At 43.3% G+C, this 25,264-nt stretch carries 20 protein-coding genes and 1 tRNA gene; 12 read left to right on the top strand and 9 right to left on the bottom strand.

Features of this window, described 5'->3' with window-relative positions; genetic code table 11:
* The first annotated feature begins 63 nt into the window (after nt 1–63).
* On the top strand, nt 64–873 hold the full coding sequence (locus FR741_RS20690; protein WP_084742270.1) for an AraC family transcriptional regulator: 810 nt from the start codon (nt 64–66) through the stop codon (nt 871–873).
* Between the two features lie 40 nt (nt 874–913).
* Here FR741_RS20690 and FR741_RS20695 read toward each other — a convergent pair whose 3' ends face one another.
* A complete protein-coding gene (locus FR741_RS20695) occupies nt 914–1,267 on the bottom strand; it encodes a DUF3024 domain-containing protein (RefSeq protein WP_167427607.1) in 354 nt (117 codons plus the stop codon).
* Between the two features lie 266 nt (nt 1,268–1,533).
* Between FR741_RS20695 and FR741_RS20700 the strand changes: the two genes are divergently transcribed.
* The gene (locus tag FR741_RS20700; protein ID WP_005391035.1) at nt 1,534–2,358 is read left to right on the top strand and encodes a phosphate ABC transporter substrate-binding protein; all 825 of its coding nucleotides are present in this window, start codon (nt 1,534–1,536) and stop codon (nt 2,356–2,358) included.
* Nucleotides 2,359–2,417: 59 nt separating this feature from the next.
* On the opposite strand, the gene FR741_RS20705 is transcribed toward FR741_RS20700, so the two are convergent.
* The gene (locus FR741_RS20705; protein WP_114322926.1) at nt 2,418–3,098 is read right to left on the bottom strand and encodes a MaoC family dehydratase; all 681 of its coding nucleotides are present in this window, start codon (nt 3,096–3,098) and stop codon (nt 2,418–2,420) included.
* 329 nt (nt 3,099–3,427) lie between these two features.
* Here FR741_RS20705 and FR741_RS20710 point away from each other — a divergent pair.
* Nucleotides 3,428–3,518, top strand: a tRNA-Ser gene (locus FR741_RS20710).
* A 162-nt stretch (nt 3,519–3,680) separates the two neighbouring features.
* On the opposite strand, the gene FR741_RS20715 is transcribed toward FR741_RS20710, so the two are convergent.
* On the bottom strand, nt 3,681–5,231 hold the full coding sequence (locus tag FR741_RS20715; RefSeq protein ID WP_167427608.1) for a methyl-accepting chemotaxis protein: 1,551 nt from the start codon (nt 5,229–5,231) through the stop codon (nt 3,681–3,683).
* Nucleotides 5,232–5,515: 284 nt separating this feature from the next.
* Here FR741_RS20715 and modF point away from each other — a divergent pair, with 284 nt between their 5' ends.
* Nucleotides 5,516–6,970, top strand: coding sequence for a molybdate ABC transporter ATP-binding protein ModF (gene modF, locus FR741_RS20720; RefSeq protein ID WP_167427609.1), 1,455 nt, complete (start codon nt 5,516–5,518; stop codon nt 6,968–6,970).
* On the opposite strand, the gene FR741_RS20725 is transcribed toward modF, so the two are convergent.
* A complete protein-coding gene (locus FR741_RS20725; RefSeq protein WP_167427610.1) occupies nt 6,958–8,430 on the bottom strand; it encodes an EAL domain-containing protein in 1,473 nt (490 codons plus the stop codon). The two genes, modF and FR741_RS20725, sit on opposite strands and share 13 nt — an antisense overlap.
* A 348-nt stretch (nt 8,431–8,778) precedes the next feature.
* On the opposite strand from FR741_RS20725, the gene FR741_RS20730 reads away from it, so the two are divergent.
* From FR741_RS20730 to FR741_RS20740, 3 genes are all read left to right on the top strand, one after another.
* Nucleotides 8,779–9,513, top strand: coding sequence for an IclR family transcriptional regulator (locus FR741_RS20730; RefSeq protein ID WP_005391048.1), 735 nt, complete (start codon nt 8,779–8,781; stop codon nt 9,511–9,513).
* A gap of 6 nt (nt 9,514–9,519) precedes the next feature.
* Nucleotides 9,520–10,359, top strand: coding sequence for an arginase family protein (locus FR741_RS20735; protein ID WP_167427611.1), 840 nt, complete (start codon nt 9,520–9,522; stop codon nt 10,357–10,359).
* A 308-nt stretch (nt 10,360–10,667) separates the two neighbouring features.
* The gene (locus tag FR741_RS20740; RefSeq protein WP_167427612.1) at nt 10,668–13,694 is read left to right on the top strand and encodes a DUF6701 domain-containing protein; all 3,027 of its coding nucleotides are present in this window, start codon (nt 10,668–10,670) and stop codon (nt 13,692–13,694) included.
* 65 nt (nt 13,695–13,759) lie between these two features.
* Here the strand turns inward: FR741_RS20740 and FR741_RS20745 are convergent, their stop codons facing one another.
* The 4 genes from FR741_RS20745 to pcp all read right to left on the bottom strand — a co-directional run bounded on the left by FR741_RS20745 (nt 13,760) and on the right by pcp (nt 17,372).
* Entirely contained in the window at nt 13,760–15,052 is a 1,293-nt protein-coding gene (locus FR741_RS20745; RefSeq protein ID WP_005386186.1) for a DEAD/DEAH box helicase, read from the bottom strand.
* A 170-nt stretch (nt 15,053–15,222) separates the two neighbouring features.
* Nucleotides 15,223–16,209: a CobW family GTP-binding protein gene (locus FR741_RS20750; protein WP_085343608.1), complete on the bottom strand. Its 987-nt coding sequence runs from the start codon at nt 16,207–16,209 to the stop codon at nt 15,223–15,225.
* A 63-nt stretch (nt 16,210–16,272) separates the two neighbouring features.
* Complete coding sequence (locus tag FR741_RS20755) at nt 16,273–16,536, bottom strand: hypothetical protein (RefSeq protein ID WP_005391057.1); 264 nt, start codon at nt 16,534–16,536, stop codon at nt 16,273–16,275.
* Nucleotides 16,537–16,733: 197 nt separating this feature from the next.
* A complete protein-coding gene (gene pcp, locus FR741_RS20760) occupies nt 16,734–17,372 on the bottom strand; it encodes a pyroglutamyl-peptidase I (protein WP_167427613.1) in 639 nt (212 codons plus the stop codon).
* Nucleotides 17,373–17,660: 288 nt separating this feature from the next.
* Between pcp and FR741_RS20765 the strand changes: the two genes are divergently transcribed.
* The 4 genes from FR741_RS20765 (at nt 17,661) to trpB (ending at nt 22,595) form a co-directional block, all read left to right on the top strand.
* Nucleotides 17,661–17,909 carry a hypothetical protein gene (locus FR741_RS20765; protein WP_005375646.1) on the top strand — a complete coding sequence of 83 codons (249 nt, stop codon included), beginning with the start codon at nt 17,661–17,663 and terminating at the stop codon, nt 17,907–17,909.
* A 307-nt stretch (nt 17,910–18,216) separates the two neighbouring features.
* On the top strand, nt 18,217–18,429 hold the full coding sequence (locus FR741_RS20770; protein WP_005375644.1) for a cold-shock protein: 213 nt from the start codon (nt 18,217–18,219) through the stop codon (nt 18,427–18,429).
* Nucleotides 18,430–18,723: 294 nt separating this feature from the next.
* On the top strand, nt 18,724–20,970 hold the full coding sequence (gene rnr, locus FR741_RS20775; RefSeq protein ID WP_167427614.1) for a ribonuclease R: 2,247 nt from the start codon (nt 18,724–18,726) through the stop codon (nt 20,968–20,970).
* A 401-nt stretch (nt 20,971–21,371) separates the two neighbouring features.
* The gene (trpB, locus tag FR741_RS20780) at nt 21,372–22,595 is read left to right on the top strand and encodes a tryptophan synthase subunit beta (protein WP_048625224.1); all 1,224 of its coding nucleotides are present in this window, start codon (nt 21,372–21,374) and stop codon (nt 22,593–22,595) included.
* A gap of 196 nt (nt 22,596–22,791) precedes the next feature.
* Here trpB and FR741_RS20785 read toward each other — a convergent pair whose 3' ends face one another.
* On the bottom strand, nt 22,792–24,249 hold the full coding sequence (locus FR741_RS20785) for a DUF3360 domain-containing protein (RefSeq protein WP_005391067.1): 1,458 nt from the start codon (nt 24,247–24,249) through the stop codon (nt 22,792–22,794).
* A gap of 486 nt (nt 24,250–24,735) precedes the next feature.
* Between FR741_RS20785 and FR741_RS20790 the strand changes: the two genes are divergently transcribed.
* Complete coding sequence (locus tag FR741_RS20790; protein WP_005391068.1) at nt 24,736–25,149, top strand: VF530 family protein; 414 nt, start codon at nt 24,736–24,738, stop codon at nt 25,147–25,149.
* The last annotated feature ends 115 nt before the right edge of the window (nt 25,150–25,264 follow it).

Here is a 25,264-nt window from a genome sequence, read left to right on the forward strand (position 1 = left end):
AAGTTAAAAGGCGCTCTATTGAGCGCCTTTTTTATTTGTTATGTAAAAATGATAAGAACGAATATGCCGAACATTGAGATCATTCGCTTTAATCACTTCACTGCGCGCAAAAGTGAGCGTTACACCGCAACACATAATGGCTTATATGTTGTTGAAGAAGGTGCCCTGTTAGTTCATCAACCAAATGGTGAACAGTTTGAACTTAAAGCAGGAGATTTTACTCTCTACAACTCTGCTGATTTGAGCAGCGCAGAAGCCATCCCTAGTGAAAATGGCTTTAAAGCACTGGCTCTAGTCTTCAACCCAAATCTATTCTGTGACTTTAAAAAAGCACACCCAATGCTACGCTCCAAGACGGAAGAAAGGCGCTTCTATCCTTTTTCAGCGCAAGCCAGCAGCGAAGTAGCACAACTAAAAGACACATTGGTCAACTTAGCGAGTCGCAATGCTCCAGACTACACACAAGGTCATATCGCAATGGCACTGCTGTCGTTAATGGTGGAGGTAGAGCCAAACATCTTATCAATCATAGATGATGCAAGCAGCCTAAGCGACTCTCAAAAGGCCATCAAGTATATTGAGAACAATATCGAGAAAGATATCACTCTGGAAGGCTTAGCGGCTCATATGAGCATGTCTATCGCGACCTTAAAACGCCGCCTCGCCGCAGAGGATCTTTCATTTTCACAGATATTAAAAGTGAAGCGGATTAACTTCGCCGCGACCCAGCTGCGCATGTCAGAAAAATCTATAACAGAAATAGCGTTTGAATCCGGATTTAAAAGTGCAGCGCATTTCAGTACCGCATTTAAATCGGTTTACAACATGACACCGAAAGACTTTAGAAACCAAGTCGTTAAATCCAAAGCATAAATCATGGTGACATTGACAGCTGTTAGAGTTGGAGCGTTCCCTATTCCCAAAAACACGCTTGAGGATCGCCTTCCAACTCAGTGAGTAGGTCTTCGAGCGTTTGACTGTATGGAAGTGGCTTATAAGGTATCCACCTTAATAATTCGTTGCGGTACGTTGGGACGTAGAAATACCAAAGCTGATTGCCCTCATCAAACACGATCTTCGCGACGGGAGAGGTATATTCGCTGTGCTGTGAATCAAGAAGAAAATGCGCTCTATGAAGCTCGACACCATTCTCCACTGGCTCATATAGGCACTTACCCTGCTCGACAGGCAGGTTAGCATTACGCGCAGAGCAGAGCGATTGAACTGATTTGTATAAGCGACTTGTCGCCATTTGGGACACTGACATCAACGTTCTCCCGATGGATGATAGTTAGAGCTGTCGATCCTAGTATATAACCTTTACACCACCACCGATGGTGATTATCTGCCTACCTCAAACAAAGGGTGGCTATATTCTCATTTACTCAGATTATCATCTCACTTTGCTTGGAAACGCTACCTACATCACCTCTTGGTTAGAAAGAATTCCCTTGTTTAGACCTGACAGTTCACAAAAGTGTAACCTGAACGCAATATCATAAACGCTGCTTTATACCGTATATGGAGTTTAATATGTTACGTTTTACTGTGGCGACGTTATTGGCCATAGCAGTCTCCCTCCCCGCCATTGCAAAAGAAATTAATATCTCTGGGTCAACCTCGGTTGCTCGCGTAATGGATGTACTTGCAGAGGAATACAACAAAACACACCCGGACGATTACATTGCAGTTCAAGGTATTGGTTCTAGTGCGGGTATTACAATGGTTAATAAAGGTGTAGCCGAGATTGGGATGAGCTCTCGCTATCTGACAGAAAGCGAAAAAGGTGAAGATCTCAACGTATATCCTATCGCTTATGATGGCCTAGCTGTTGTTGTAAACCGTACAAACTCTGTAAAAAACCTTTCTCAACAACAACTGTTTGATATCTACAAAGGTAAAATCAAGAATTGGAAAGAGGTTGGTGGTGCAGATCAACCTATCGCTGTTGTCACTAGAGAGGCGTCTTCAGGCTCACGCTACAGTTTTGAAAGTCTGCTAGGGCTAACCAAAATCGTAAATGATCGCCTCGTCTCAGATATCAGCCCGAACAACTTGGTTGTAAATAGCAACAGCATGGTAAAAACCATCGTGAACCATAATACTCGTGCAATTGGGTTTATTTCTGTGGGATCAGTAGATCGCTCAATAAAAGCGATTCAATTAGATGGTATTGACCCAACTTCGGCAAACATTAGCAATCACAAATATAAATTGGCGCGGCCATTCCTAGTACTCTACAAAGTCAATAAGATTAGCGAACCAGGTAAAGGATTCGTCACCTTCCTTCGTTCAGAACAAGGACAAAAAGCGATTGCTGATTACGGTTACACTCCAGTAAAAAGCTTTAATCAATAAAACCAAAAAGAGAGCATATTAATGCTCTCTTTTTATATGTTTTCTATCTGGCTCTGGAATTAGAAATGCAGTTGAATAACAGAAACGACAACAGCACCAGGTCGACGAATACCTTCGATTTCCACTTTAATTTCACGCTCGATCTCCAAACCTTTTTTGATCGGCGTTACTTTTGTCAACGTGCTGACAGCACGAACGTTGTTTCCTGCTTTAACAGGGTAAGGGAAACGAACTTGGTTTAAGCCTAAGTTAACGACCATTTTGGCTGTTGGGAACATTGGCTTATCAGGGTCCACTGAATCAGTCAATTTAGGCAACAATGCTAATGTTAAAAAGCCATGAGCGATGGTTGTCTTAAATGGAGATTCAACTGACGCACGTTCTGGATCTGTGTGAATCCACTGCATGTCTTCCGTTACCGCACCAAATTGATTGATACGTTCTTGAGATACATGCACCCAGTCACCAATGTGAATCACTTCACCAATTTTTTCACTTAACTCGTCATACAGCTTTTGAGCCTCAGGTGCCATTACGATTGGTGTAGGTTGAGGCGCAACCTCTTCGTTAACAGCTGGCTGTTGGTGATCACGAACTTTTGAGAAAAGAAAGCTATTCTGAGCTTTTCCCAAAAAGTCACTCCAATAATCGCGTAACGTTGGAGACATCCAATTCATAAACTCGGATTGATGAGCAGAAATCGCATCAACTTTGTCTTTAAATAGATTTGTGACCTTCATAAACACCCTTAAAAAATTTAAGCACAACTGGCTATACCAGTTAATTTTGAATTAGTTCACAAAGTCTTGCAAATACTTTCGGGCGAACACCTGTACCCTAAAAGCAAGTTATTTCTTAAATATCATAAAGATAACAATAAAACACCATTTTATTGACTTGCACCAAGATAAAGTAAAAACTCTATAAATTGCTACTATTTGTCTCTTTTTCACCCCATTTTCAAACTGTTTAACATCACATCAGCGACTATAAAACGAGCAAACAGTACTTCTATTATAATTCAGCACTTTACAAGTCGGACTATGCTCCCTATTATACGTTCCGCAACGGAGAGATGGCTGAGTGGTTGAAAGCACCGGTCTTGAAAACCGGCATACGTTAATAGCGTATCTAGGGTTCAAATCCCTATCTCTCCGCCACTTATTTAGAAAGCTCGCATTTATTGCGAGCTTTCGTCGTTTTAGTGCTTGTAAAATGACGGAGGTTCGAACCCCTAGTCGTATACGGCCCCAGAACTTCACCACATTCCAATAAAGAGCCCGCTAAAAATTAGCGGGCTCTTTATTTCTATTTTCTAGTGTTTAAGCAAACTTCTTAATCATTTCAGATAGGTCATTGGTACAACTTTGCACTTTAGAGTTCATCTGATTCGTTTCTGTCATCAGATCATACGATTCACTGTACTTTAAGTTAAGCGACTGGATGTTTTCGTTAATCTCATCCGTTACGTAAACCTGTTCTTCTATCGCTACCGCAATTTGTTGATTTCGCTCGACTACATCCTGAACGAGAGATTGCAGCTGTTGGATGCTCTCTAAAGCCGTGCCTAATAATGTTACCGTTCCGGTCGACATTTCATTACCTTTCTCTAGCGCAGAAACCGCTGATTTACTGCCCTTTTGAATTCCTTCAATGGCCGCTTTAATTTCTGTTGTCGATTCCTGTGTTCTTTTAGCAAGGGTTCTCACTTCATCCGCAACGACTGCAAACCCTCTCCCTTGTTCGCCTGCCCTCGCCGCTTCAATTGCTGCATTCAACGCTAATAAGTTGGTTTGTTCAGCAATATCATTGATCACTTCAATAACAGTTCCTATTTGCTCGGTTTGTTGATTCAAACGCATGACCACTTTAGAGATTTCGCCGAGCTCATCCACCAGCTCTAGTACCGAGTGATTAACATTATCGATAACGCTACGGCTATCTGTCATCGTGTTCTGCGCTTCTAGCGTAGCATCGGCAGTCGCTTGAGCATTATTTGATATCTCAGATGATGAGGCTTGCATCTCGTTGACCGCTGTAGCGACCGAGTCGATCTCTACTTTCTGTGCACTCAAGTTTTCCGTCACTTGCTGGCTATTAGTCGCAGCACTGTTGGCACTTGCACGCGTTTCTTCGCAAGAGTCTTTTACAGACACCCCGACTCGCCCTAATAGCGCATCTGCAAATTGCTTACGCATCTTCATACCCAGCTCAATTTCAGCCAGATCGTTAATTTTTCCGCAATAAATATACTCCATTAGCGGATTGTTGAAGTCTTGCCTAGCCTGTCTAGCAAGCTTCTCAACTGGCCTGGTTAATACATAAATTGAGAAAACGGAAAGTAATGCAGCAATGCCAAAGGCCACCGCTGGTGATTGGTTCATTTGTAGAGTGAGCAAGCCAAGAAGGTTTGAAATGAAAAGAAAGAAGGCTGATCTCATCCACAAACGCGTACGAGGAAGATACATTTGCAATGGTTTACCGTTATTCCGAAGCTTTGAATACGCTTTTTCCGCTCGTTGAACGTGTATACGCTCAGGTTTAAATCGAACCGATTGGTATTCAACAACTTCGCCATTGGATTTGATAGGAGAAGCAAACGCATCAACCCAATAATACCCTCCGTTTTTACGTCGGTTTTTCACCATTCCCATCCAGTGTTTTCCGGCTTTTAGGTGCGTCCATAAATCTTTAAAAGCCTGTTTCGGCATGTCGGGGTGGCGTACAACATTGTGAGGCTTACCGATAAGTTCACCATCACCAAACCCCGCGACTTCATTAAAGTTTTCACTGGCATATTTGATATAGCTGGACGTATCGGTGATAGAAACTAGGCTGTAACTCGAAGGGTAATCATATTCCGTTTCACTCATAAACATGTGTCCTTACATTGATTAATTAAATAAACGGCAAGTATGAGTGTAGCAGCATAACATTTATGCGCATAATGATAAGCTCATTGTAAAATTCAATAAAATTACTGATAGGTCAATTTATTACCTGCAAACATAGTGGCGGTTTCACTCTCAAATAGCACTACCCTTGAGTGCTCACAAGATGCTGCATTGATTAAAATTAATACACAAAAGCGCTTCCTTACTGAGTTCGTAAATTGTTATAAATAAACGATTACAATGAAAACAAGGAAGACAAACATATGACTATTCGTTTTAGTCAGCTTGCCGCTCAAGGGAACACGGCTCACCTATTTATTGACGATTGGAAAATAGACACTCAGCAATCTTGGGGAATATTCAGCGCGGATGGGGATATTGGTTCTCTACTTGGAGACCTTATTTGTGGTGAACTTTTACCAATAAGCGGGAAACTTGAGCTTGATGGGCTGTCCGTTGCTCAAGTGTCGTTATCAGAGCAACAGCGATTACTGGAAAGAGAGTTAGAAAAGGACGATACAGACTTTCTTGATCGTATCGATCAAGGCAGTACCGTTTACTCACTCATTCAGGAGCGCAGCCAAGACGCTAATTTAATAGATCAACTGATTACCGATCTCGACCTAACTCACCTTAAACACAGTGGCTTTCGTGTTCTCTCTACAGGGGAAACAAGACGAGTGATGTTAGCTCGCGCTTTAGCAACACAGCCTGATTTGTTACTGCTAGATAACCCATTTACTGGTTTAGATATTGCCCATCGAGCAGCTCTCGCTCACTATTTACACTCGCTTTCTCAAACCGTACAGCTACTGGTCACCTTCTCTCGCGAGTCTGATATGCCTGAGTGGATTGATCGCGTTGCGCTTTTCAGTGCAGGAAAACTGGACAGTACAATGGATAAATCCAGTTGGGATAATCATCCAATCATTGGACAACTTAAATCTCAGTCCGAGCAACAGAGTGAAGAAATGATGAACTTGATACGTCAGCATCAGCACTCGACACACTTCGACAACCCAATATTTAAACTAACAAATGGGTCTGTTGAATACACTGATAAGAAGATCTTTACTGACTTAAACTGGCGAATAGACAAAGGTCAGCATTGGCAGGTCAAAGGTCCAAATGGCTGTGGGAAGAGCACCTTGCTTGGGTTAATCTTTGGTGATCATCCTCAGTGCTACAGCAATGACATTGATATCTTTGGTAAAAAGCGAGGGTCTGGCGAGACAATCTGGGAAATTAAGCAGCACATAGGCATGGTATCTTCAGCGTTACACCTTCAATACCGCGTTAACTGCAGTGCGCTAGACGTGATTTTGTCCGGTTTTTACGACTCCATAGGGTTGTATAACCAACCTACTCGTAAAGAAGTGGACATCGCAAACGAATGGCTCGACATCCTACATATGAGCCAATACCGAAAAACCTCATTCAAGCAATTAGAGTACGGTCAGCAGCGCCTGTTGTTGATTGCAAGAGCCATCGTTAAACAACCAACATTACTGATTTTGGACGAGCCATATCAAGGGTTAGATTTTCTTGGTAGGCGTTTAGTTAAGAATACACTTGAGCTCATCGCCCGAGAGAATTTAAGCCAGCTATTGTATGTATCTCATTACCAAGAAGACCGCTTGGATAGCATCAAGAATGAGTTAGAGTTTATTTTTGATGACAATAACCAATGTTATCGGGCTAACGTTTACCAATCATAATGACTTCGCTGAGCAAGTTGATCATAAGGTAAAGGCTTGGAGTAAAAATATCCTTGATGATATCGCACTCCCATTTTTTTCAAATGGTCGGCTTGCGCCGTTGTTTCTACACCTTCAGCGATGAGTTGTACTTTCAGCTCTTCCGCAAAGTGAACAATAGCTTTTAAAACAGAAGCACTTAGGCTAGGTATACCAATAGTTTCGACAAAACATTTATCGATTTTTAGGTAATCAATACGCATGTGCTGCAGAAACGCCAGCGAGGTTTGACCGGTACCAAAATCGTCGATCAACACATCAATGCCATGTACCCGCAGCGCTGCGATGCACTTTCTGGCTTCAGCATCAATGAGTTGACGTTCTGTTATCTCTATGCCTAATGAGACGTTATTTCGACTTAACTTCCTATCAATGAGTTGAATCTTTCTAATCGCGTTTGGCCCAACTAAGTAACCGGGCGGCACATTAATACCAAGGTGAACAGACTGATTAAAGTCTAATTTACTAAAGTCTTCTGCCGCTTTATCGAGAACGTAATCCGTGAGCAAAAAGACCAATCCACTTTGCTCCGCCGCTGGCACAAACTCATCAGGAGAAATGAACCCTTTATTCTGATGTTCCCATCGCACTAGGGCTTCAAAACCAAATAGTTGACCAGTATCGACGTTAATCTGGGGCTGGTAATACAGAGTCAACTCGCCTTTCTTTATGGCTTTCTTTAAATCCAGGACCAAGCTTCGATGAGGATCGATAAATTTATTTAACGCATATAAGCAAAGATAGATAACAAAAATGATTGGAATTGAATACAAAAAATAGGAAAGTGTTCTCTGTTTGACGAATAGATCGCTAGCTTCACTCAAAGCTTCATACTCAAACATTTGCGACGATTTGATGCCAATAGGATTACTTCCCGTTCTCAACGCTTCTTCAGGTGCAACTTGGTCATGAATAAATAAGGCAGAGCGTTTTAAACGTAAATCGTTATTAAATCCTATCTTCGCATTAAAGTAGTCATGATCAATAATCGTCACCGCTTGATAACCGTGCTCTCCTTTGGTCACGACGAGCAAAAATTGGTCATATACGCTATCCACGTTTCCCAGTGCTAACGCTTGTCCCTCAGGAAATGTAATGTGCTCGGCTAACGGCTTAGAAGTTACGCCCAGTTTAGAAGAACACGTAATGATCCCATCTTTTACAATCAGCATTTCTTCGATATCTCGTTCAAACATCAAGTTTTGCTGAAGCTCTTCACATCGTCTAGGATGCAACAAAGCCGTGCGGTTTTCGGTCTCTATTTGGAATAAAATTTCGTCTGCGATTTGAACGTTTTTTTCTAATAGATGATTGAGGTTGTTTTGCACGCTTTCACGAGCTAAATACAAGACCTCGCCTACAATCAAAGGAATGGGCAACAAAAAAATGATGGCTTTTTTAAAAAGCGCCTTATTCAGCATATAAAAGTAACCTTTTATAAAACCGATTTACTGAGATGGTATCTGGATTCTGATACCCACTAGCAACTCTCGTTTATAATATTATTTATTTAGATTAACTCAGTATGCGAAACACTTGGTAATACCGCAAACTAAACAATGCCTTAATCCCTCCTGTTCCAATTTAGCATCAAACGACTCAAACCTGAGACGTCAATACGACATCATTTTTGAGCCTATCGGTACCGAGGTAAGCCCTCAGTCGTCAAATTCTCACTCTACGAGAATTACCCATTAAAATTATTTTTCTTTTCTCAGTGATTAAGAATTATATTTGTCGTAATTCATATAACACGTTACAACACTCTCATGACGACAAACAAAGCTAATGCGAACCAGGTAAACGAAAAAGCACTGCAGTTGTTAATGCAAGTTGCAGTTAGTCCATTCCCAGTCTCTGCGAAAACGCTAAGCGAGCAATTGAACGTTCCTTTGAGCAGTCTCTACCGACACTTGAAGCTACTCAAAGAGTGGAACTTGATTGAAGAAAGCGTACACGACAAGACATTTGTCGTTGGCCCGGCAGCATTGCTGCTCATGCATAGCTATGAGACCGCACAGCATGGGTTAGATATGGTCGAAACCATACTGGCTCGGTTGGTACAACAAACAGGGGAAATGGCCGCTTATATGGTACCTGCAGGGTATCGCGCGCTTTGTGTCAGACAAAAAGAAAGTATGCAGGCGCTACGTTGCAGCTTCGTCCAGGGTCAAAGTCAACCTCTGCTACGTGGTGCCTCATCTAAAGTGATGCTCGCTTTTATGCCTCAAAGTCGATGCGAGAAAATCTTGAGATACTTTAATCAAGATCACCGACGAGACGAATGGGAACAAGAGCTCACAACCATCCGTAAACACGGATATGCCGTCAGTACTTCTGAAATTGACCCGGGTGTTTCTGGCATCAGTGCACCAGTGATGAAAGGAAGCAAACTGATCGGCGCGGTCTCGGTGATGGCTCCGGCCCACCGAGTCGAAAAGGATAAGCAGCGCATTATTTTGCATGTGTTGCAAGCGGCAAGGGCACTACCACCAGAAAGGTAATTCATCATGTTAAGCTTTTTCAAACGCTATAAACTCCACCACACCGTGAAACAGCCGCAGCATTACCCTTTTTCTTTTATGACAGTGTGTGAGTATTTGCCACCCATGTCTAAAGGCGCGTTTGAATTAGCTGATCAAAGTTTGGAAAATGCTAGCGATTGGCTATACCAACAGCATGATCATGAAACCGCTGAAAACTTTGGTCACTTCAACCACGACAAGCTGGAAAATGGCGAGTTTCAGGAAGCATTAAGCCTTTTGCTTTCTCGCCACTCAATTCCTGTTTTAGTAACTAACTGTACCGAGGCAATCTTGTCCATGTTACCTGTGGTCGTGTCCTATCGAGACGAAGTGGGTGTGGTAAATATTGGACATGACATGAACTTGAAGCCAACACTTGAACCACGTTTAGGCTCGGCATTCCATTTTGCTCTTTCTCGCTATCAAAACGTGCGATTATTTTTTGCTGGTGTTAGCGAACAAGATACAAAGCAAGAAACGTGGGAATACGCGGAGGATCAAGGTTGTGACTGGGTAACCGATAAAGAGTTTTCTTTTCGTCATCGCAATAATGTAAAGCAGTTGATCGGCAATTACCTCGACCATTGCGACCAAATAATCCTCAGTATCGACCTTGGCTCCCTAAAAACCAAAAACAGCCTTGATGGTACCTCAGAAATTGATATCCAAATGGTTCTACGCACCATTAGGCAATGCCTGGTTGCAGGTAAAGTCAGAGCCATTCAACTCGTTGGTGATCGCGATCGTCTGGTCTATTCGAGACAAACGAAAGCCATACTAGAAGAGTTATATCAAATGGCCCCACTCATTGTTCACGCAGCCTAGGATTAAGTTCGGTTCAGAATCAGGACGCTCAAGCTACTGATTCTGAATCAACATGGTTAATTATTATCTTTTACCAACAAATAGTTACATGAATAAAGCGACTCATGTCACACTTAGCTATTGAACTAATCTCATACTTACGTTCTAATAACGCCACTAAGCTTTGGTATGACATACGAAATAAAAATAGCCAAAGTTCAATAAGTAAGCGGATTAAAAACTAAAAACACCGCCGACATTTCCAACTTTTGTGAGCACTTGCTCACGATCGCTTGATGCCATCTTGTTCCACTTTTTTAGGACATTTGATGATGCGTCTTTGCAGTATTTTCGCTGCGGTTCTTGTTTTACCGCTAGCCTCACACGCCACCACTTATGACGTCAAAGATCTATCTGAGTTAGGTCAACTTTGCTCACACAAGAGCTTTAGTATCGGAAGTGATGGTACGACTTATCACTGTACAGGGAAACTAGTCCTACCCGCAGGTGACAAAATTGTCTCCTCATTACCGGAAAAAGAGATAACGCTAGAAGCAGCTCATGGCATTGTGTTAGAGGGGCACAATACGATTGGTGAACCCAATAAGCGTATCTCTCTACACGCACTCGCAACCGGATTAACGGTTAACAATGAGAAAGCTTCAAGCATTGACGATTACCAAAACAAGCACACGGTTATCTATGGTGATCTTCTATCGGCTTATCCAACAAAGCTGCATAACGTTCTCATCGATGGGGATATAGAGCTAACAGGTGAGGCCCTTCATATTGATGGTGAGTACAACACCATTATTGGTGACATTTTGACTCACAGTACGACCGATATATTCAACGCTAACGTTTGTGGCACCATTGAATCAAAAGGCCATCAATTGCATCTCAAGACGAAGAACCCTTTCCAACGACATTTCGTCGTCGGTGACATTGTGGCGCACAGTTCTCTGCTTATTGATGACATGGAGATCTACGGCACTACTGAGACTAAAGGAGCATCTGCCGCATTGAACGGTTCGTTCTATGGCTCTACTACAGCAATTAAATACTTCCAAACATTGAACTTCAACAACGCTCCAAATCAGCCAAGTCAAGTTTGTGGTGAAATCCAACAAACGCCAGGAAGTGCACAAACGAAAGCACAAGACAACAAATACACGCAATACTGTGGATTAGACGACACTGATTGTCATTACTCCTCTCAGGTCTGTCCGATTACCCCTCAAGATGTTCCGAATTGCAGCATGCAACCTCCATCAGAGAACGACTTCGACCTAAGCGTCACACCATCGGACGATATGGCACTGATGTGCAGCGACGATCTTCCGCAATTTACAGCAACAACAACCAATAATGGAGAAGTTGTAAGCGCAGAAGTCAGTGCTGCCCTATCACACCCTGACTTGTTCACTTTAGAGGTGGTCAAAGGTCAGCAGATATTAAAAGCAAACCAATTTATGTCTGACGACAATGGTGAGCTCGTTGTTCGAGTGGTCCCGAACGATATTGATACCATCGCGTTAGGTACTAACTACACGCTGACTTTCACTATGGCAGAAGACACCAGCAAGCATCAAACGGTTAGCTTTATGTTTACGCCATTTATGTTTGAGGCCTACTCAAAGACGAAAAGCGCAACTTTAAATGAAATACGCGTTATTGCAGGTAAACCAGAAAACGTGCATACGCGATTGCTGGCTTGTGCCTCCACCGGCGAACCTGTAGTCGCAAGCAACTACAATGGTACTCCTAAGGTTTTTCATCCATTGGTTCAACCATTAGGAGGAAGTGAAGGAAACTTTAGCTATTCAGCGGAATTTAAAGACGGCTTGTCTGAGCATGGTCTTATCACGAACGAGTCCGGCATATTTGAAGTGACATTGTCCGATCATTTTGAATGTGAGGGATTTGAAGAGTGCCCAGAAGAAGGCAAAGTGGAAGTGAAAGGAACATTTAATGTGTACTCGCGACCATGGACACTGGCTATCTGTGACAACCAACGTGCTTTGCCTTCTGGCACCTCTGAACAAGGAGATGGGTTTATTGCCGCCGGAGAATTTTTCTCTCTAACAGTGAAGCCGATCATTTGGCAAACTGACGGCTCTGTAAGTGGTTCTGTTGAATCAGCACGTTATTGTGATGCCTCTATCACCCGTAATTTTATGCTTGATGACGCTCCAGCAGCATCCGTTGTCTTGTCGAGTGAGCAACATACGCCATCAGAGACAGCGAACCAAACCTCGAAATTGCTAAAAAGTAGTGACTCACTGGCTCAGGCGCATAATTCAGCCAAGAATGATCAATTCGTCTTTAATGGATTATATTGGGAAGAAGTCGGGAGCTTGAGAGTAAAAACAAACCTAGAAAGTAAATATCTAGGTATGACTGTTAACGAAGGCTATCGTTACATCGGTCGTTTTTACCCAAAATATTTTCAAGTGCAAGACCAAGAATGGCACTACCCACATGGCCAAACTTTTGCTTACATGAATCAACCTTTTGAGAAAGTCACTTACGATGTTGTCGCACTCAATGCGAATAAGGAAAACGTGAAGAACTACGTCCACTTTTCATCTAACCTTCAACAACATTTCGACTTAGGCGAACTAAGCTCATACTCCGAACGGTTTTTGCCGCCTAAGCCTAAGAAGGTAGACTGGAAACTACTGGGTAACGCGAGTGTTGGAACGTTTGTGATTGAGAAGCCCTCGACCAATGCGACTTGTAACAATAGCCCATGTTGGAAAAAGAACACAACCGATAAACAATACCCTGATGGTCCATTTAATAATGGGACTAACAGTGACAGCAGCAAAATAGGTATAGTCACGACTAAAGCCGTTGATGAGGTAAATTTCTTTGATAACAGCGAAGTGCTCACTCAACAACCGGACATTCGATTCGGTCGTTTGAACTTTCAAGATGTGGGTGGCAACCAAGGCATGGTGATCAAAGTGCCACTTGATGTGGAAATTTGGCAAAACGGTCGATTTACGACTAACTTCGATGACAGCTCAACAACGGCGAATGGTGAATATTACTTCAGCACGCCAATTTGGTCGCATGCGCCAGCAAACAACGCCCTGCTTTCTGGCGTTGGAACGATGAGTATTGGCAGAATGACCGATATCGTTGCAAGCCAAATTGACTCAGCGCGCGAGCAAATACAATTCCACCTAGATTTAGACAGCTCAGGCAATCGCATCCCTTGGCTGAAATACGACTGGGATAGCTCTACAAGTGAAGAGGAAAACCCACCCGTCATTGTTACGTTTGGTATTCACCGAGGAAACGATCGCATTATTTATCGTGGTGAACCCAATATGCTTGGCCTAAATTAACACGAAACGGCAAACAAAAAGAGCCCCTCAATTGAGGGGCTCTTTTCATCACAAACTGATGTAATTTACTTTGCGCCACGACGCGCTTTCAGGCGCTTCACCATAGCAAGACGACGCTCTGCCGACCCTTGGTCTGTTGCTGACTGGTTCGGATTATTACGACGACCTTGACGATTCTTGAATGCTGGTTTTGAGTGCAGCTTTTCAATGTAAGATTCACGCTGTTTTGGTTCATAGCCTGCAAGCTCAATACGGCGAATGCGTTGCTGGATTAGATTTTCAACCTGAACCACCGTGAGCTCTTCATCTCGGTTTACAAATGAAACAGCATGACCTTGTTTACCTGCACGGCCCGTACGACCAATTCGGTGAACGTAATCTTCCGCTAGGAAAGGCATGTCATAGTTCACAACGTGAGGTAAGTCTTCAATATCTAGACCTCGAGCAGCGACATCGGTAGCCACCATGACACGTGCTTTACCGGACTTAAACTCTTCTAGCGCACGACGACGAGCACTTTGAGCACGGTCACCATGACAAACCACCGCTTTGATACCATCAAGTTTCAGCTCTTTTACCACTTCGTTTGCGGTCTCTTTATAGTTCACAAATACCAACACTTGTTTCCAGTTTTTGCGACCAATTAGCTCTGAAAGCAGTTCCGTTTTTCGCTCTTGATCAACTGGATATAGCACGTGAGCAACTGTTTGTGCCGTAGTATTTGCACGCTCTACTTCGATACGTTTTGGTTTACGCAGAATGTCTTTCGCTAACAGATTTAGCTGGCTTGAAGTCGTTGCCGAAAACATCATGATTTGCGGATCTGTATCCACATCCAGCATGATCTTACGAACTGCATGAATAAAACCCATATCCAAGATACGGTCTGCTTCATCAAACACCAAAAACTCTAAGTGTGCCACCGAGACATTACCTTGTTCGATGTGTTCTTCCAATCGACCAGGTGTAGCCACAAGGATATCAACACCATTTTCCAGTGCCGCAACCTGAGAAGACATTTTACGGCCACCGAAAATCGCCGCCACCGACAGATTGGTGTACTTCGTATAAGCTTTGATGTTGTCAGCAATTTGTTCAGCAAGCTCGCGAGTTGGAGCCAAGATAAGTGCACGAGCAGTCTTACGAGAAGCGCTACGGTTACTGTCTAACAACTGCTGAATCATAGGCAGAGAAAACGCAGCCGTTTTACCAGTACCTGTTTGTGCTGTAGCGAAAATATCATGGCCTTTGCGAGCCATTGGAATCGCCTTCTGTTGAATTGGCGTTAACTTTTCATAACCGCATTCTGCCAGTGCTTTAACCACTTCTGGCGCAAAACCTTGAGATGAAAATGACATTGAGCGTATTCCTTAAACAAACCACTAAAAATAGCTTTAAAAATTTAGCCGTGCACTATACCCGAATTTGAGTGATTTATCTCACTTTTCTCATTGAAACGCTACAAAAGCAAAAACGGCGAACGCAGACAGATTGCAGGCTCACCGTTTCCGTTTAATATTTGTTCGATTTAACGCTTAATGCCAGACAGCTGAAGGAGAATTTGCTCAAGTTCATCCCATGGCAACAGCTGAGAATCTATCACTTCTAATCGTGATTCAAACCCTTCTAAGCTGATTTCATTCACCGACACGACTCGGTTGGCAACATTAAACGCGTAGCACCCCTGATCCGTGTTGACCACCGCTTTAACGCGTTCCGCCGTTAAGTCCGAAAGCATTGAGAAAAGTTTATCAAAATCAAACGTGTACTCTGCCCCAAACAACCACCCGCAGCTAAAATACCCTTGCCCTTTGTTCTCTTTACGCACAAAGGTTTCACCTGGCGGCAACTGGAATTGAGGCTCTTGGTGAGCATGGTCATGATGGTGTGACTCGATATGGGAAGAAGCGCTGCCGTAAACCCGTTCGATATCCAAGATTTCTATCGGTAACTCACCGTCATGAATAAGCTTACTGAATACTTTTGAGGGAGATTGGTCCGTCACCCAGTCATTAAACACATCAATGTCGTGACTGGTACAAAGGTCAACCTTACTGCCTATAACCACGTCTGCGCTGTCTAACTGGTCCACGAAATTTTGGTTAGAAAGGTACTTTTCATCACTTAAGTTACGCGGATCAACCAGAGCGATCGTCGCTTTTAGATCAACGTAAGGTTCATACTGTTCTGAGGTAAGCGTCGCGATAACCTGTTTTGGATGACCAAGGCCTGTCGGCTCAATCAATAAACGGTCCGGTTTTTGGCGCAGTAACGCGGTAATACCGACCGACATTGGCACGCCCGCCGTGCAACACATACAGCCACCCGGCACTTCTTTAATCAGCGCACCTTGGTCTGTCATCAATGCACCATCGATGCCAATCTCACCAAATTCATTGACCAAAACCGCCCAGTTTTCGTTTTCCGGTTTGTTCTTCAGTAGATTTAAAATCGTGGTCGTTTTACCGACACCCAAAAATCCGGTCAGTATGTTGGTTGGTACTCGATTTGACATGCTTATCTCCGACACGTTAGTGCATTAATGCTCCAGCAAAGTATACGGAGAATGTGACTCGCTTCAACGCTTTTTATCGCGCTCATCAAGCTCATTGCGTGATGCGTGGGTACACATTTTTTGAGAATGATCAGAGTGACTTATCAACTCTGAACGCTTCATATCAGAAAGATACATACTGGTGTAAATGACGCAGGTAAAAAACGCGATAATAGCGACTACGATGGGAAGAACTCCGAGCGTGTTTTCGAATTTAAGCGCAGCGATAGCCAATGCGAAAACAACGACAGAGATAAGTGCGATTGACTTACTTTTGTTGCTTTTCATGATAACTCGCCTTTCGTAAGGGTAGCCCCTAATACCTCCTGTATTAGGGAAGTGCCAGTTTGAACAACATCCAACCTGACTATTCAATGCTACTCCTTTCGCTACTTGTGAAATTTGACAAAGCTAACATTTATTACAACATCAAACGATGAACTTATTACTAGCTTTCAGACACTTAGTGGACTGTAAAACACTTACTAGCAAATCGACCCGCCGCTGACCAATATGTCGTTTTCATTGGCAATACAAACTTGAGCCACCAGCCTTAGCCCTTCGACTATCATCTCCAGAGACATGGAAGGCTGACTGCCATCTACTGCTTGTTCTGGCAATAATGGGATATGAACAAACCCATGACGAATAGGTTTGTCTTTTAGATAATGTTGGATGCCATAAAAAAGGTGGTTACATACAAATGTTCCGGCACTGTTGGAAATCTGGCTAAGTATCCCCTGCTTTTGCAGCGTTTGAACAATACGCTTTATCGGCAGCGTCGAGAAGTAAGCATCCGGGCCATCAGCCACTACAGATTCATCAATCGGCTGATGACCAGCGTTATCTGGAATACGAAAATCATCCACATTAATTGCGACACGCTCTGGGGTGATCGCGCCACGTCCGGCCGCTTGCCCAACGGTAATCACACAATCTGGCTGGTGTGCTTCTATTGCATCAATAACGGTATTCACTGATTCATGCCGAATCACAGGAACTGGGCAAGTAACGATCATGGCATCTTCTATTGCCGCAGCCTCTAATCGCTTCACCGCTTCTAAGGCGGGGTTAATGGTGTCACCACCAAAAGGTTCAAAACCGGTAATCAGGACTTTCTTCATAACAGCCTTTAGGAAAAGAGTTTCACAAATTATTGCACTCCCCTTCACCCCATCCAATAGCAAAAGTATTGTTGACATAAACCAGGCAACATTATGTGACTCATGTCTAACCAGCGAGGGTTTTCACCTTTATTGAATCTAGACAAGTTCCGGACTATCGAGACTAACCATTGATAATTAATGGCAGGACAAGGCTCTCTCATTACATGACTCACGCAGAAACTTGGTTTCCACGCTTAACTTAGGTAGAGTACGCGACCGCAATGCAATTCGAAGAGATTGAATACAATGAATATTGATAACCATGTAATCGAAACGATTGAAGAGTTAGAGGCATTTCTGCATTTAGTAGAAAGCGGCGCTCTGGGTCTTGAAGGTGTCACTGGCGTTGCGCTAGCCACCTCTAATACCGATGGCCGTCCATTTGTTGCCGTATTAGGAGAAAAGCACCAATTGCTCCTTGGCCGCTGGGTTTCGCAGCACGTATATGACAATGGTAAAGACATCGTTCGTAACGGCCCAACCAGAAAACACTAAGCGCTCCGCACCATCTATAACACCATGACGTCTTATACACCAAGCGTATGCTTTGAATGCAATGCGCTTGGTGTACTTAAAAAATAAAAAAAGAAAAGGCTAGCCTTTATTAATTTTGTCGGTATACTGCACATCAGCTCTTACGGAAAGAGCTATTAATGTAATTAAAGATCAAAGTTTCTCTCAGTTCCACATCGAATTCCTCGTTTACGTTCCTGCGACAAAATAGTTATCTCTAAAATCATATAGTAGCACTTGATATTAGCTAAAAATTCAATATTTAAAACAATCAAATATAGAGGTATCTATGTCTAATAAATTAACTGGTTCAGTAAAATGGTTCAACGAAACTAAAGGTTTTGGTTTTATTTCTCAAGACAATGGCGGTGATGACGTATTCGTTCACTTCCGTTCTATTGTTTCTGAAGGCTTCAAAACTCTTACTGAAGGCCAAAAAGTATCGTTCGTTGTTGAACAAGGTAACAAAGGTTTACAAGCTGCTGAAGTAACTGCACTGTAATTCTTTGTGTGGCATCGACGTTGTTGGTGCCACCATCCCCTTCCACTTATTGCCGCCCTTACTATTCTCTATCTAAGTTTATATACCCAAATCACTTACCTCTCCCACACCGTCATTAATCACTTTCAATAAAGTCACTTTGGTATACATCTTTAGGTAATCACACTACCTATCTTGCAATTCCAGTTTGGAATTAAATTAATCTGATTCATATCTGAATCACTTCGCCTCATGCTTTGCTCATATAAATAAAGTTTATAAAATAAAAGCGATTGGCGAATATAAGAGAAAAAAATGAAATTAAATATATCCGCACAATCAATAAATTCTAATAATTACGAGCACATTATCCCTAGCCGAGACGTTATCCTTAGCCTATTCGATAAAGTTAAAAATCACTTAAGTCACGAGCAAATTTCTCGCTCTACTGGCTTAGATGAGAAACCACAAAAAGACGCTTTAAAAAAACGTTTACGCGCTATGGAGCGCGATGGCCAGTTGATTTTCACACATCGCCGTGGTTATAAAAAAGTCGATCAAACCGCTTTGGTTTCTGGAAAGGTCAGCATTCACGCAGACGGCTTTGGTTTTGTCACTTACGACAGTAATGAAAAAGACCTTTTCTTACCTAAACACCAACTTACTCATGTGTTTGATGGCGATATCGTACTGGTTCTGAAAGGCAATGCTCAGCATCAAGGACGCTCAAATCATCGTTTCATCAAAATAGTGGAACGAAAAACAACCCACATCGTGGGCTTGTTAAAGAGAAAAGGTTCGAACTTCTATCTAGTGCCAGAAAGCACGAAACTGACTCAAACCATTCATGTCACACCAAATGATCTTATCGCCAAAAATGCCGGTAAACTCGTTCATTGTAAAGTCACGGCCTATCCAGATCACAGACAATCAACAACAGTTGAAGTGGCTGAAGTATTAGGGCGTCCGGGAGAAGCAGGGATTGAAGTTAAATTGGCGTTACGTCGACATGGCATCAATGATCATTGGGATGATGAAGTTCTTCACGCCGCCTCCGCATTTGGCAATCACGTAGAAGAAAAAGACAAAACGTCCCGAGTGGATTATCGAGATTTACCGTTCGTCACTATCGATGGGGACGACGCGAAAGACTTTGATGATGCCGTTTACGCATACCAAATGGACAATGGGCATTGGAAGTTATTCGTTGCGATTGCAGACGTATCTCACTACGTTCAGCCAAACGACCATTTAGATCTTGAGGCGCAATCTCGTGCAACGTCCGTTTACTTCCCCGGATACGTTGTACCAATGCTACCAGAAACATTATCTAACGGTTTGTGCTCGCTTAACCCGAATGAAGACAGATTGGTTATGGTATGTGAGATGACCTTTGACGACGAAGGTAACATGCTAGATTCAGAGTTTTCTGAAGGGATCATTCACTCGCATGCTCGTTTAACTTATAACGAAGCTTACCGCATTGTTTCCCAATCAACGGAAGCAAAAAAATACCAAGGTAATAACCTACAACAAAACATCAAACAGCATCTGGTGAATCTCCATCGCTTGTATTTGAACCTATCTGGTCAACGTCAAGTCCGTGGTGCCATTGATTTTGACACGCAAGAGCTTTCATTCACGTTAAACAATAAAAAGAAAATCGCGTCCATCGTTCCTGTAGTTCGAAATGATGCCCACCGAATGATCGAAGAATTCATGCTGTGTGCCAACGTTGCCACCGCTCAATTTTTGCAGCAACAAAAAATACCGAGCTTATACCGCGTGCACTCTGGTCCTCAGATGAAAAAACTGTCTTCATTAAGAATGATGCTTGCAGACAAAGGGCTAACGCTTGCGGGTGGTGATAAACCAACTTCTCATGACTACAACGCATTACTGGAACAAGTACGAGATTTAGATGAGTGTGATGTGATTCGTACCCTACTGCTACGTTCTCAGAGTCAAGCCGAGTATTCGCCGAAGAATATGGGTCACTTCGGTTTAGCCTATGACGCATACGCACACTTTACTTCGCCAATTCGTCGTTACCCAGACTTACTCGTTCACCGCGCCATTCGCGCTAAACTTCGAGAGCAAAAAACAGGCAAGCTACGCAGTCTGCTCATGAAACTAAAACCTATTCGTCAATTGACAGGTGCTGCGAACAACTACCCTTACGATACAAAAGTAATCGAGCAACTAAGCGTGCACTGTTCGCATCAATCTCGTCAGGCAGATGAAGTGAGTCGAGAGGTTGAGTCAGCACTGAAATGTCATTACATGAAGCCATTTATCGGGCAACACTTCATGGGGACGGTGTCTGGAGTCACACACTTCGGGGTATTTGTTGAGTTAGAGGAAAACCGAATCGAAGGTCTCATTCCTTTATCAAGTTTTCAAAATGGTGAGTTCGAATTTGATGCAGTCAAACAAAAAATTTCTAGCCAGAGCACCACGTTTACTTTAGGGACGAAAGTGCACGTGTTAGTTAAAGACGTCGATTCGAAACAAAGAAAGATCATGTTCAATTTAAAAGATGCAGAACACACGGTAGGTTAGTCTGTTGTAGTCTATTTTCTAACCCATTGTTCAAAAATAAAAAATAAGCTTTAGATACCGCGATTAACTTGTGACATTTCGCTGACATCAGCTCATTCTAAAACCCTAATATCTGGCAAAGGAAACGAATCTAACTTTTGTTTCCAGACACCATCGCAGAGTGTATTTCCAGCACTCTGTTTGCCTCGAGAGGTTCTTATGACAGCCTAGGATCTCTCGGGGCTTTTTTGCGCCTCTTAAACCCCACCTTATGTTGTATCCAACCCGTTAACAACTACACAAATTGTACTTTTTAACTAGTTCACTAGATCGCGAATTCTGATTTAAGCAACTGATCACACAACCTCTTCCAAATTTTGGGTATAAAAGTATCAATACTTTCGTTAACTAGGATGTAAATAATGAAAAACTCGTTTGATCTCACCATGCCCAATGAAGAAGGATACTTTGGTGAATACGGTGGTAGCTTCGTGCCGCCGGAGCTTGAACAAATCATGCGTGACATCAACGCAGCTTATGAGGAATGCAGCAAAGATCCTGAATTTAAAGCGGAGCTTGCTCGCCTGTATAAGCACTTTGTTGGACGACCTAGCCCAATCTTCCATGCGGAAAACTTGTCTAAGAAATACGGAGCAGACATCTACCTAAAGCGCGAGGACTTAAACCATACAGGCGCACATAAAATTAACCACTGCTTAGGAGAAGCCATTCTCGCTAAAAAGATGGGTAAGAAGAAACTGATTGCTGAAACTGGCGCAGGGCAACATGGGGTCGCGCTTGCGACAGCCGCCGCACTGGTCGGCTTAAAGTGCGATATTTACATGGGTGAAGTTGATATTGCCAAAGAGCACCCGAATGTCGTCCGTATGAGAATCCTTGGTGCCAATGTCATCCCTGCCACTCACGGGCGTAAGACTCTCAAAGAAGCGGTTGATTCTGCCTTCGAAGCCTACCTAAAAGATCCTGACACACAACTTTATGCGATAGGCTCTGTCGTTGGCCCTCACCCATTCCCTAAAATGGTACGAGATTTCCAATCAATTATCGGTAACGAAGCACGAGTTCAATTCAAAGAAATGACAGGCAAGTTACCCAATAATCTCGTCGCATGCGTTGGAGGTGGTTCTAACGCGATGGGGCTATTTACTGCTTTCTTAGACGATGAACAAGTCGCCATTCACGGCGTCGAGCCAGCGGGCCGCTCTTTGCAAAAGGTTGGCGAGCATGCTGCAACACTCACACTTGGTGAGCCAGGTATTATGCACGGATTTAAGTCTTACATGCTTAAAGATGAGCAAGGCGAACCACAGGAAGTCTATTCTGTAGCAAGTGGCTTAGATTACCCATCGGTTGGGCCTCAGCATAGTTACTTAAAAGACATTGGCCGTGTCAATTACGGCTCAATCACCGATGACGAAGCGATTGATGCATTCTTTGAACTGTCTCGCGAAGAGGGGATTATTCCAGCGATTGAATCCTCACACGCTGTCGCTTACGCGATTAAACTCGCGAAGCAAGGAGAAACTGGCTCAATTCTGATCAACTTATCCGGTCGCGGTGACAAAGACATTGATTTTGTCGTTGAACACTACGGCGCAAAATACGGCATTGAATCAATCATTTAGTCACTACTTCGTAGGCTAACTGTCTATACAAAAAGCTACCTATTACTAGGTAGCTTTTTGTTTGCGCCTTACTTTCCCTACATGCGCTTTAAAGGCTTAACTACACAGTTCAAACCTTTTACTTTTGAGAAATAGGCATAGCTTGAGAAAGCCCTCTCACTCACCACTCCAACTATGCCTTTAGAGCATAATTCGATTAACCGATCAGAGCAGGAATGCCCGGAAGTTGACCAACGACAGCAAGCGAGCCTGCACAGACGATAAATGCAGTACCAGGAATCAGGTATTTATCTTTTCTCGAGAGTTCGTTGGCACGCTCATGGTCGCCGATAAGTCCAAGGTTATCCAGCAGCATCGTGATTGCCCAGCCAAAGACTGGATTAACGAATGCACAGGCAAAAATACAGATACCGGCACTGAGTGAATCTTTATGCTTGTGGATCATCTGCATACCCGCTTCTAAAAGCGGTAAGAATACACCGACAATCAAAGCAACACGCAGAACAGGCTCCCACATCGCTAGATCCATAGGGTAACCAATTACCGCCGCGGCAATACACATGAAACCCGTTAACAGTGCGCCACCTGGAATAGGACGTTTAGCAATTGCGGCTGGAATCATGTACGTCCCCCAAGAAGAAGCTAAGTTACCGCCCCCTAAGAGTGAGCCAACCCCCTGACGAACAGACGCTCCGACCATCGTGTCGTCGACATCCATGAGTACGCCTTTCGCTTCTTTTGGGTAGTTAAGTTCTTGGAATACACGATGGCCGAGATAATCAGGGGACCACATAGCGACTGCCAGTAGCGCAAATGGAGTCACGGCAATAAAGTGCTCTAAGGTTGGCCAACCTAGTTGCCAGCCTGTATCTTCACCCCACCAGTAGAATGGACTGAAATTAGGCAGGCCCGGTTCTGTGGTAAAAGCAAACTCAGCGCCCATCAAATAAGCAACAATACCCGCGAGTGCAGAGCACAGTGGGATTGCCAACCAACGCTTGTTGATCTTAGCTAGGTAGGCATAAACCATAACCGTTAGACCAATGACAACAAACGAAATGTAACCTTGGTCTGTACTTGCAGCCCACGCCTCAGTCTTATTAATTTGTCCGAGCAACCCAACAGCGCCTAGGTAGATCAATAACCCTCCTCGAACTCCAATGCCAGTCAAGGTCATGAGTTTAGAACCGCCTTTAGTCAAAGCGAGAATTAAGCCAAAAGCACATACCATCAAGCCAAGCGCCAGAGGATGCCCTCCTGCGGCAGCAATCATGGGAATCAACGGTATCATTGGGCCGTGGGTACCGGCTAAGTTTGCATTCGGGTTTAGGATGGCAGAAAACAAAATAACGAACAGAGCACCCGCGATAAGCAATTCGTAACGCACGTTTTCTGCAACGAACTCCGGAGATAAACCGAACTGAGCAGCAAAGGCAGCAACCATAGCGGTGACCATCACCACTTTACCAATGGTTGCGGCTAATGCAGGCACCCAGTCTTCGATTTCAATACTGTAATCACGTGATGGCAAATGAATACCCCAGCGACGAAAGCTCATGATGGTTAAATCATGGTTTAGAAAGTCTTCACGACTTTCAAATTCATGCGGTTTTTTGCGCACATCCCTGTAAAAGGTCTTACTTGAGTCAGACATTGAGCTATCCTTTGTTATATTTCAACGTTGAACTATGCCAACTAGAGTTTCGCTTGGTATACAGACCAATACGAGACAACACCCACATCAAACATCGAGGCCACACCAAGAAAGTGGTATGGCTAATTTTTGATTTGAACCTATTAAGCATGTGTTGCTATCGGTAGGAATATTAGACATTAGTAAAAGGACAACAAAAATCTCACTTATTACACAAAGATTTAACATCACATTAGAGTACGCTGATCTTTAGTGAGAGTTTTTGAACAGCAATTCAAGAAGAGGAACAGTCGCAACTCCACCTGTGCTTTTCAAGGTAGAAAAACATATCTGAATTCACACAGGTAAATGGTTAATTGTGCTCATGCAAGTACGTACCAACAACATCAAATCGAGTTGCAATCCAAACCATCGCTGCCTAACTATAGATATCTCTGTAATGTATACTTTGCTAAACTCCACCCTTTGATGAGTAAGGCCCCTAAAATGATGACTGACGAAGAAAGAATCGAACTGCAACGAAACAACCCTCTGCACGGGTTAAAGCTAGAAACTATGTTGCAAGAGTTGGTGGATTTTTATGGCTGGGACATTCTAGATACAGCAATGCGCTTTAATTGCTTTAACACTAAGCCTTCGATTGCAAGTAGTGTGAAGTATTTAAAGAAGACCGAATGGGCGAGAGAAAAATTAGAAAACTTTTACCTTTATCGCTTTAAGCGCATGCCACGCGCAAGTGAAGAAGAATATGATTTACCACCGAGAGCTCGTACGTTCCCTCATGGTCTTGAACCTAAAGAGCCAATGCCGCTAACCGTTGACTCTATCCTCAAGTCACAAGCTAAAGCTGCATCCGCATTTAAAAAACGCTCACCTCGTGGACGTCCGACGCGTCGATAGTACATAACCTTGAAAAGCAATAGAGCCCTACTGGTAGCTCCAGCAAGGCTCTATTGTTCTTTAAAGAAATGGCTAGAAGCGAATACTCAAGCTAGTGCGCACCCTTCTCCAGCGC

Source organism: Vibrio diabolicus, from assembly GCF_011801455.1.
GTDB lineage: Bacteria > Pseudomonadota > Gammaproteobacteria > Enterobacterales > Vibrionaceae > Vibrio > Vibrio diabolicus.

Bases quoted from the DNA above. Each gene is read 5' to 3' on its own strand.
- FR741_RS20690 (WP_084742270.1), top strand. From the start codon at position 64: ATGCCGAACATTGAGATCATTCGCTTTAATCACTTCACTGCGCGCAAA.
- FR741_RS20695 (WP_167427607.1), bottom strand. From the start codon at position 1,267: ATGTCAGTGTCCCAAATGGCGACAAGTCGCTTATACAAATCAGTTCAA.
- FR741_RS20700 (WP_005391035.1), top strand. From the start codon at position 1,534: ATGTTACGTTTTACTGTGGCGACGTTATTGGCCATAGCAGTCTCCCTC.
- FR741_RS20705 (WP_114322926.1), bottom strand. From the start codon at position 3,098: ATGAAGGTCACAAATCTATTTAAAGACAAAGTTGATGCGATTTCTGCT.
- FR741_RS20715 (WP_167427608.1), bottom strand. From the start codon at position 5,231: ATGAGTGAAACGGAATATGATTACCCTTCGAGTTACAGCCTAGTTTCT.
- modF (WP_167427609.1), top strand. From the start codon at position 5,516: ATGACTATTCGTTTTAGTCAGCTTGCCGCTCAAGGGAACACGGCTCAC.
- FR741_RS20725 (WP_167427610.1), bottom strand. From the start codon at position 8,430: ATGCTGAATAAGGCGCTTTTTAAAAAAGCCATCATTTTTTTGTTGCCC.
- FR741_RS20730 (WP_005391048.1), top strand. From the start codon at position 8,779: ATGACGACAAACAAAGCTAATGCGAACCAGGTAAACGAAAAAGCACTG.
- FR741_RS20735 (WP_167427611.1), top strand. From the start codon at position 9,520: ATGTTAAGCTTTTTCAAACGCTATAAACTCCACCACACCGTGAAACAG.
- FR741_RS20740 (WP_167427612.1), top strand. From the start codon at position 10,668: ATGATGCGTCTTTGCAGTATTTTCGCTGCGGTTCTTGTTTTACCGCTA.
- FR741_RS20745 (WP_005386186.1), bottom strand. From the start codon at position 15,052: ATGTCATTTTCATCTCAAGGTTTTGCGCCAGAAGTGGTTAAAGCACTG.
- FR741_RS20750 (WP_085343608.1), bottom strand. From the start codon at position 16,209: ATGTCAAATCGAGTACCAACCAACATACTGACCGGATTTTTGGGTGTC.
- FR741_RS20755 (WP_005391057.1), bottom strand. From the start codon at position 16,536: ATGAAAAGCAACAAAAGTAAGTCAATCGCACTTATCTCTGTCGTTGTT.
- pcp (WP_167427613.1), bottom strand. From the start codon at position 17,372: ATGAAGAAAGTCCTGATTACCGGTTTTGAACCTTTTGGTGGTGACACC.
- FR741_RS20765 (WP_005375646.1), top strand. From the start codon at position 17,661: ATGAATATTGATAACCATGTAATCGAAACGATTGAAGAGTTAGAGGCA.
- FR741_RS20770 (WP_005375644.1), top strand. From the start codon at position 18,217: ATGTCTAATAAATTAACTGGTTCAGTAAAATGGTTCAACGAAACTAAA.
- rnr (WP_167427614.1), top strand. From the start codon at position 18,724: ATGAAATTAAATATATCCGCACAATCAATAAATTCTAATAATTACGAG.
- trpB (WP_048625224.1), top strand. From the start codon at position 21,372: ATGAAAAACTCGTTTGATCTCACCATGCCCAATGAAGAAGGATACTTT.
- FR741_RS20785 (WP_005391067.1), bottom strand. From the start codon at position 24,249: ATGTCTGACTCAAGTAAGACCTTTTACAGGGATGTGCGCAAAAAACCG.
- FR741_RS20790 (WP_005391068.1), top strand. From the start codon at position 24,736: ATGATGACTGACGAAGAAAGAATCGAACTGCAACGAAACAACCCTCTG.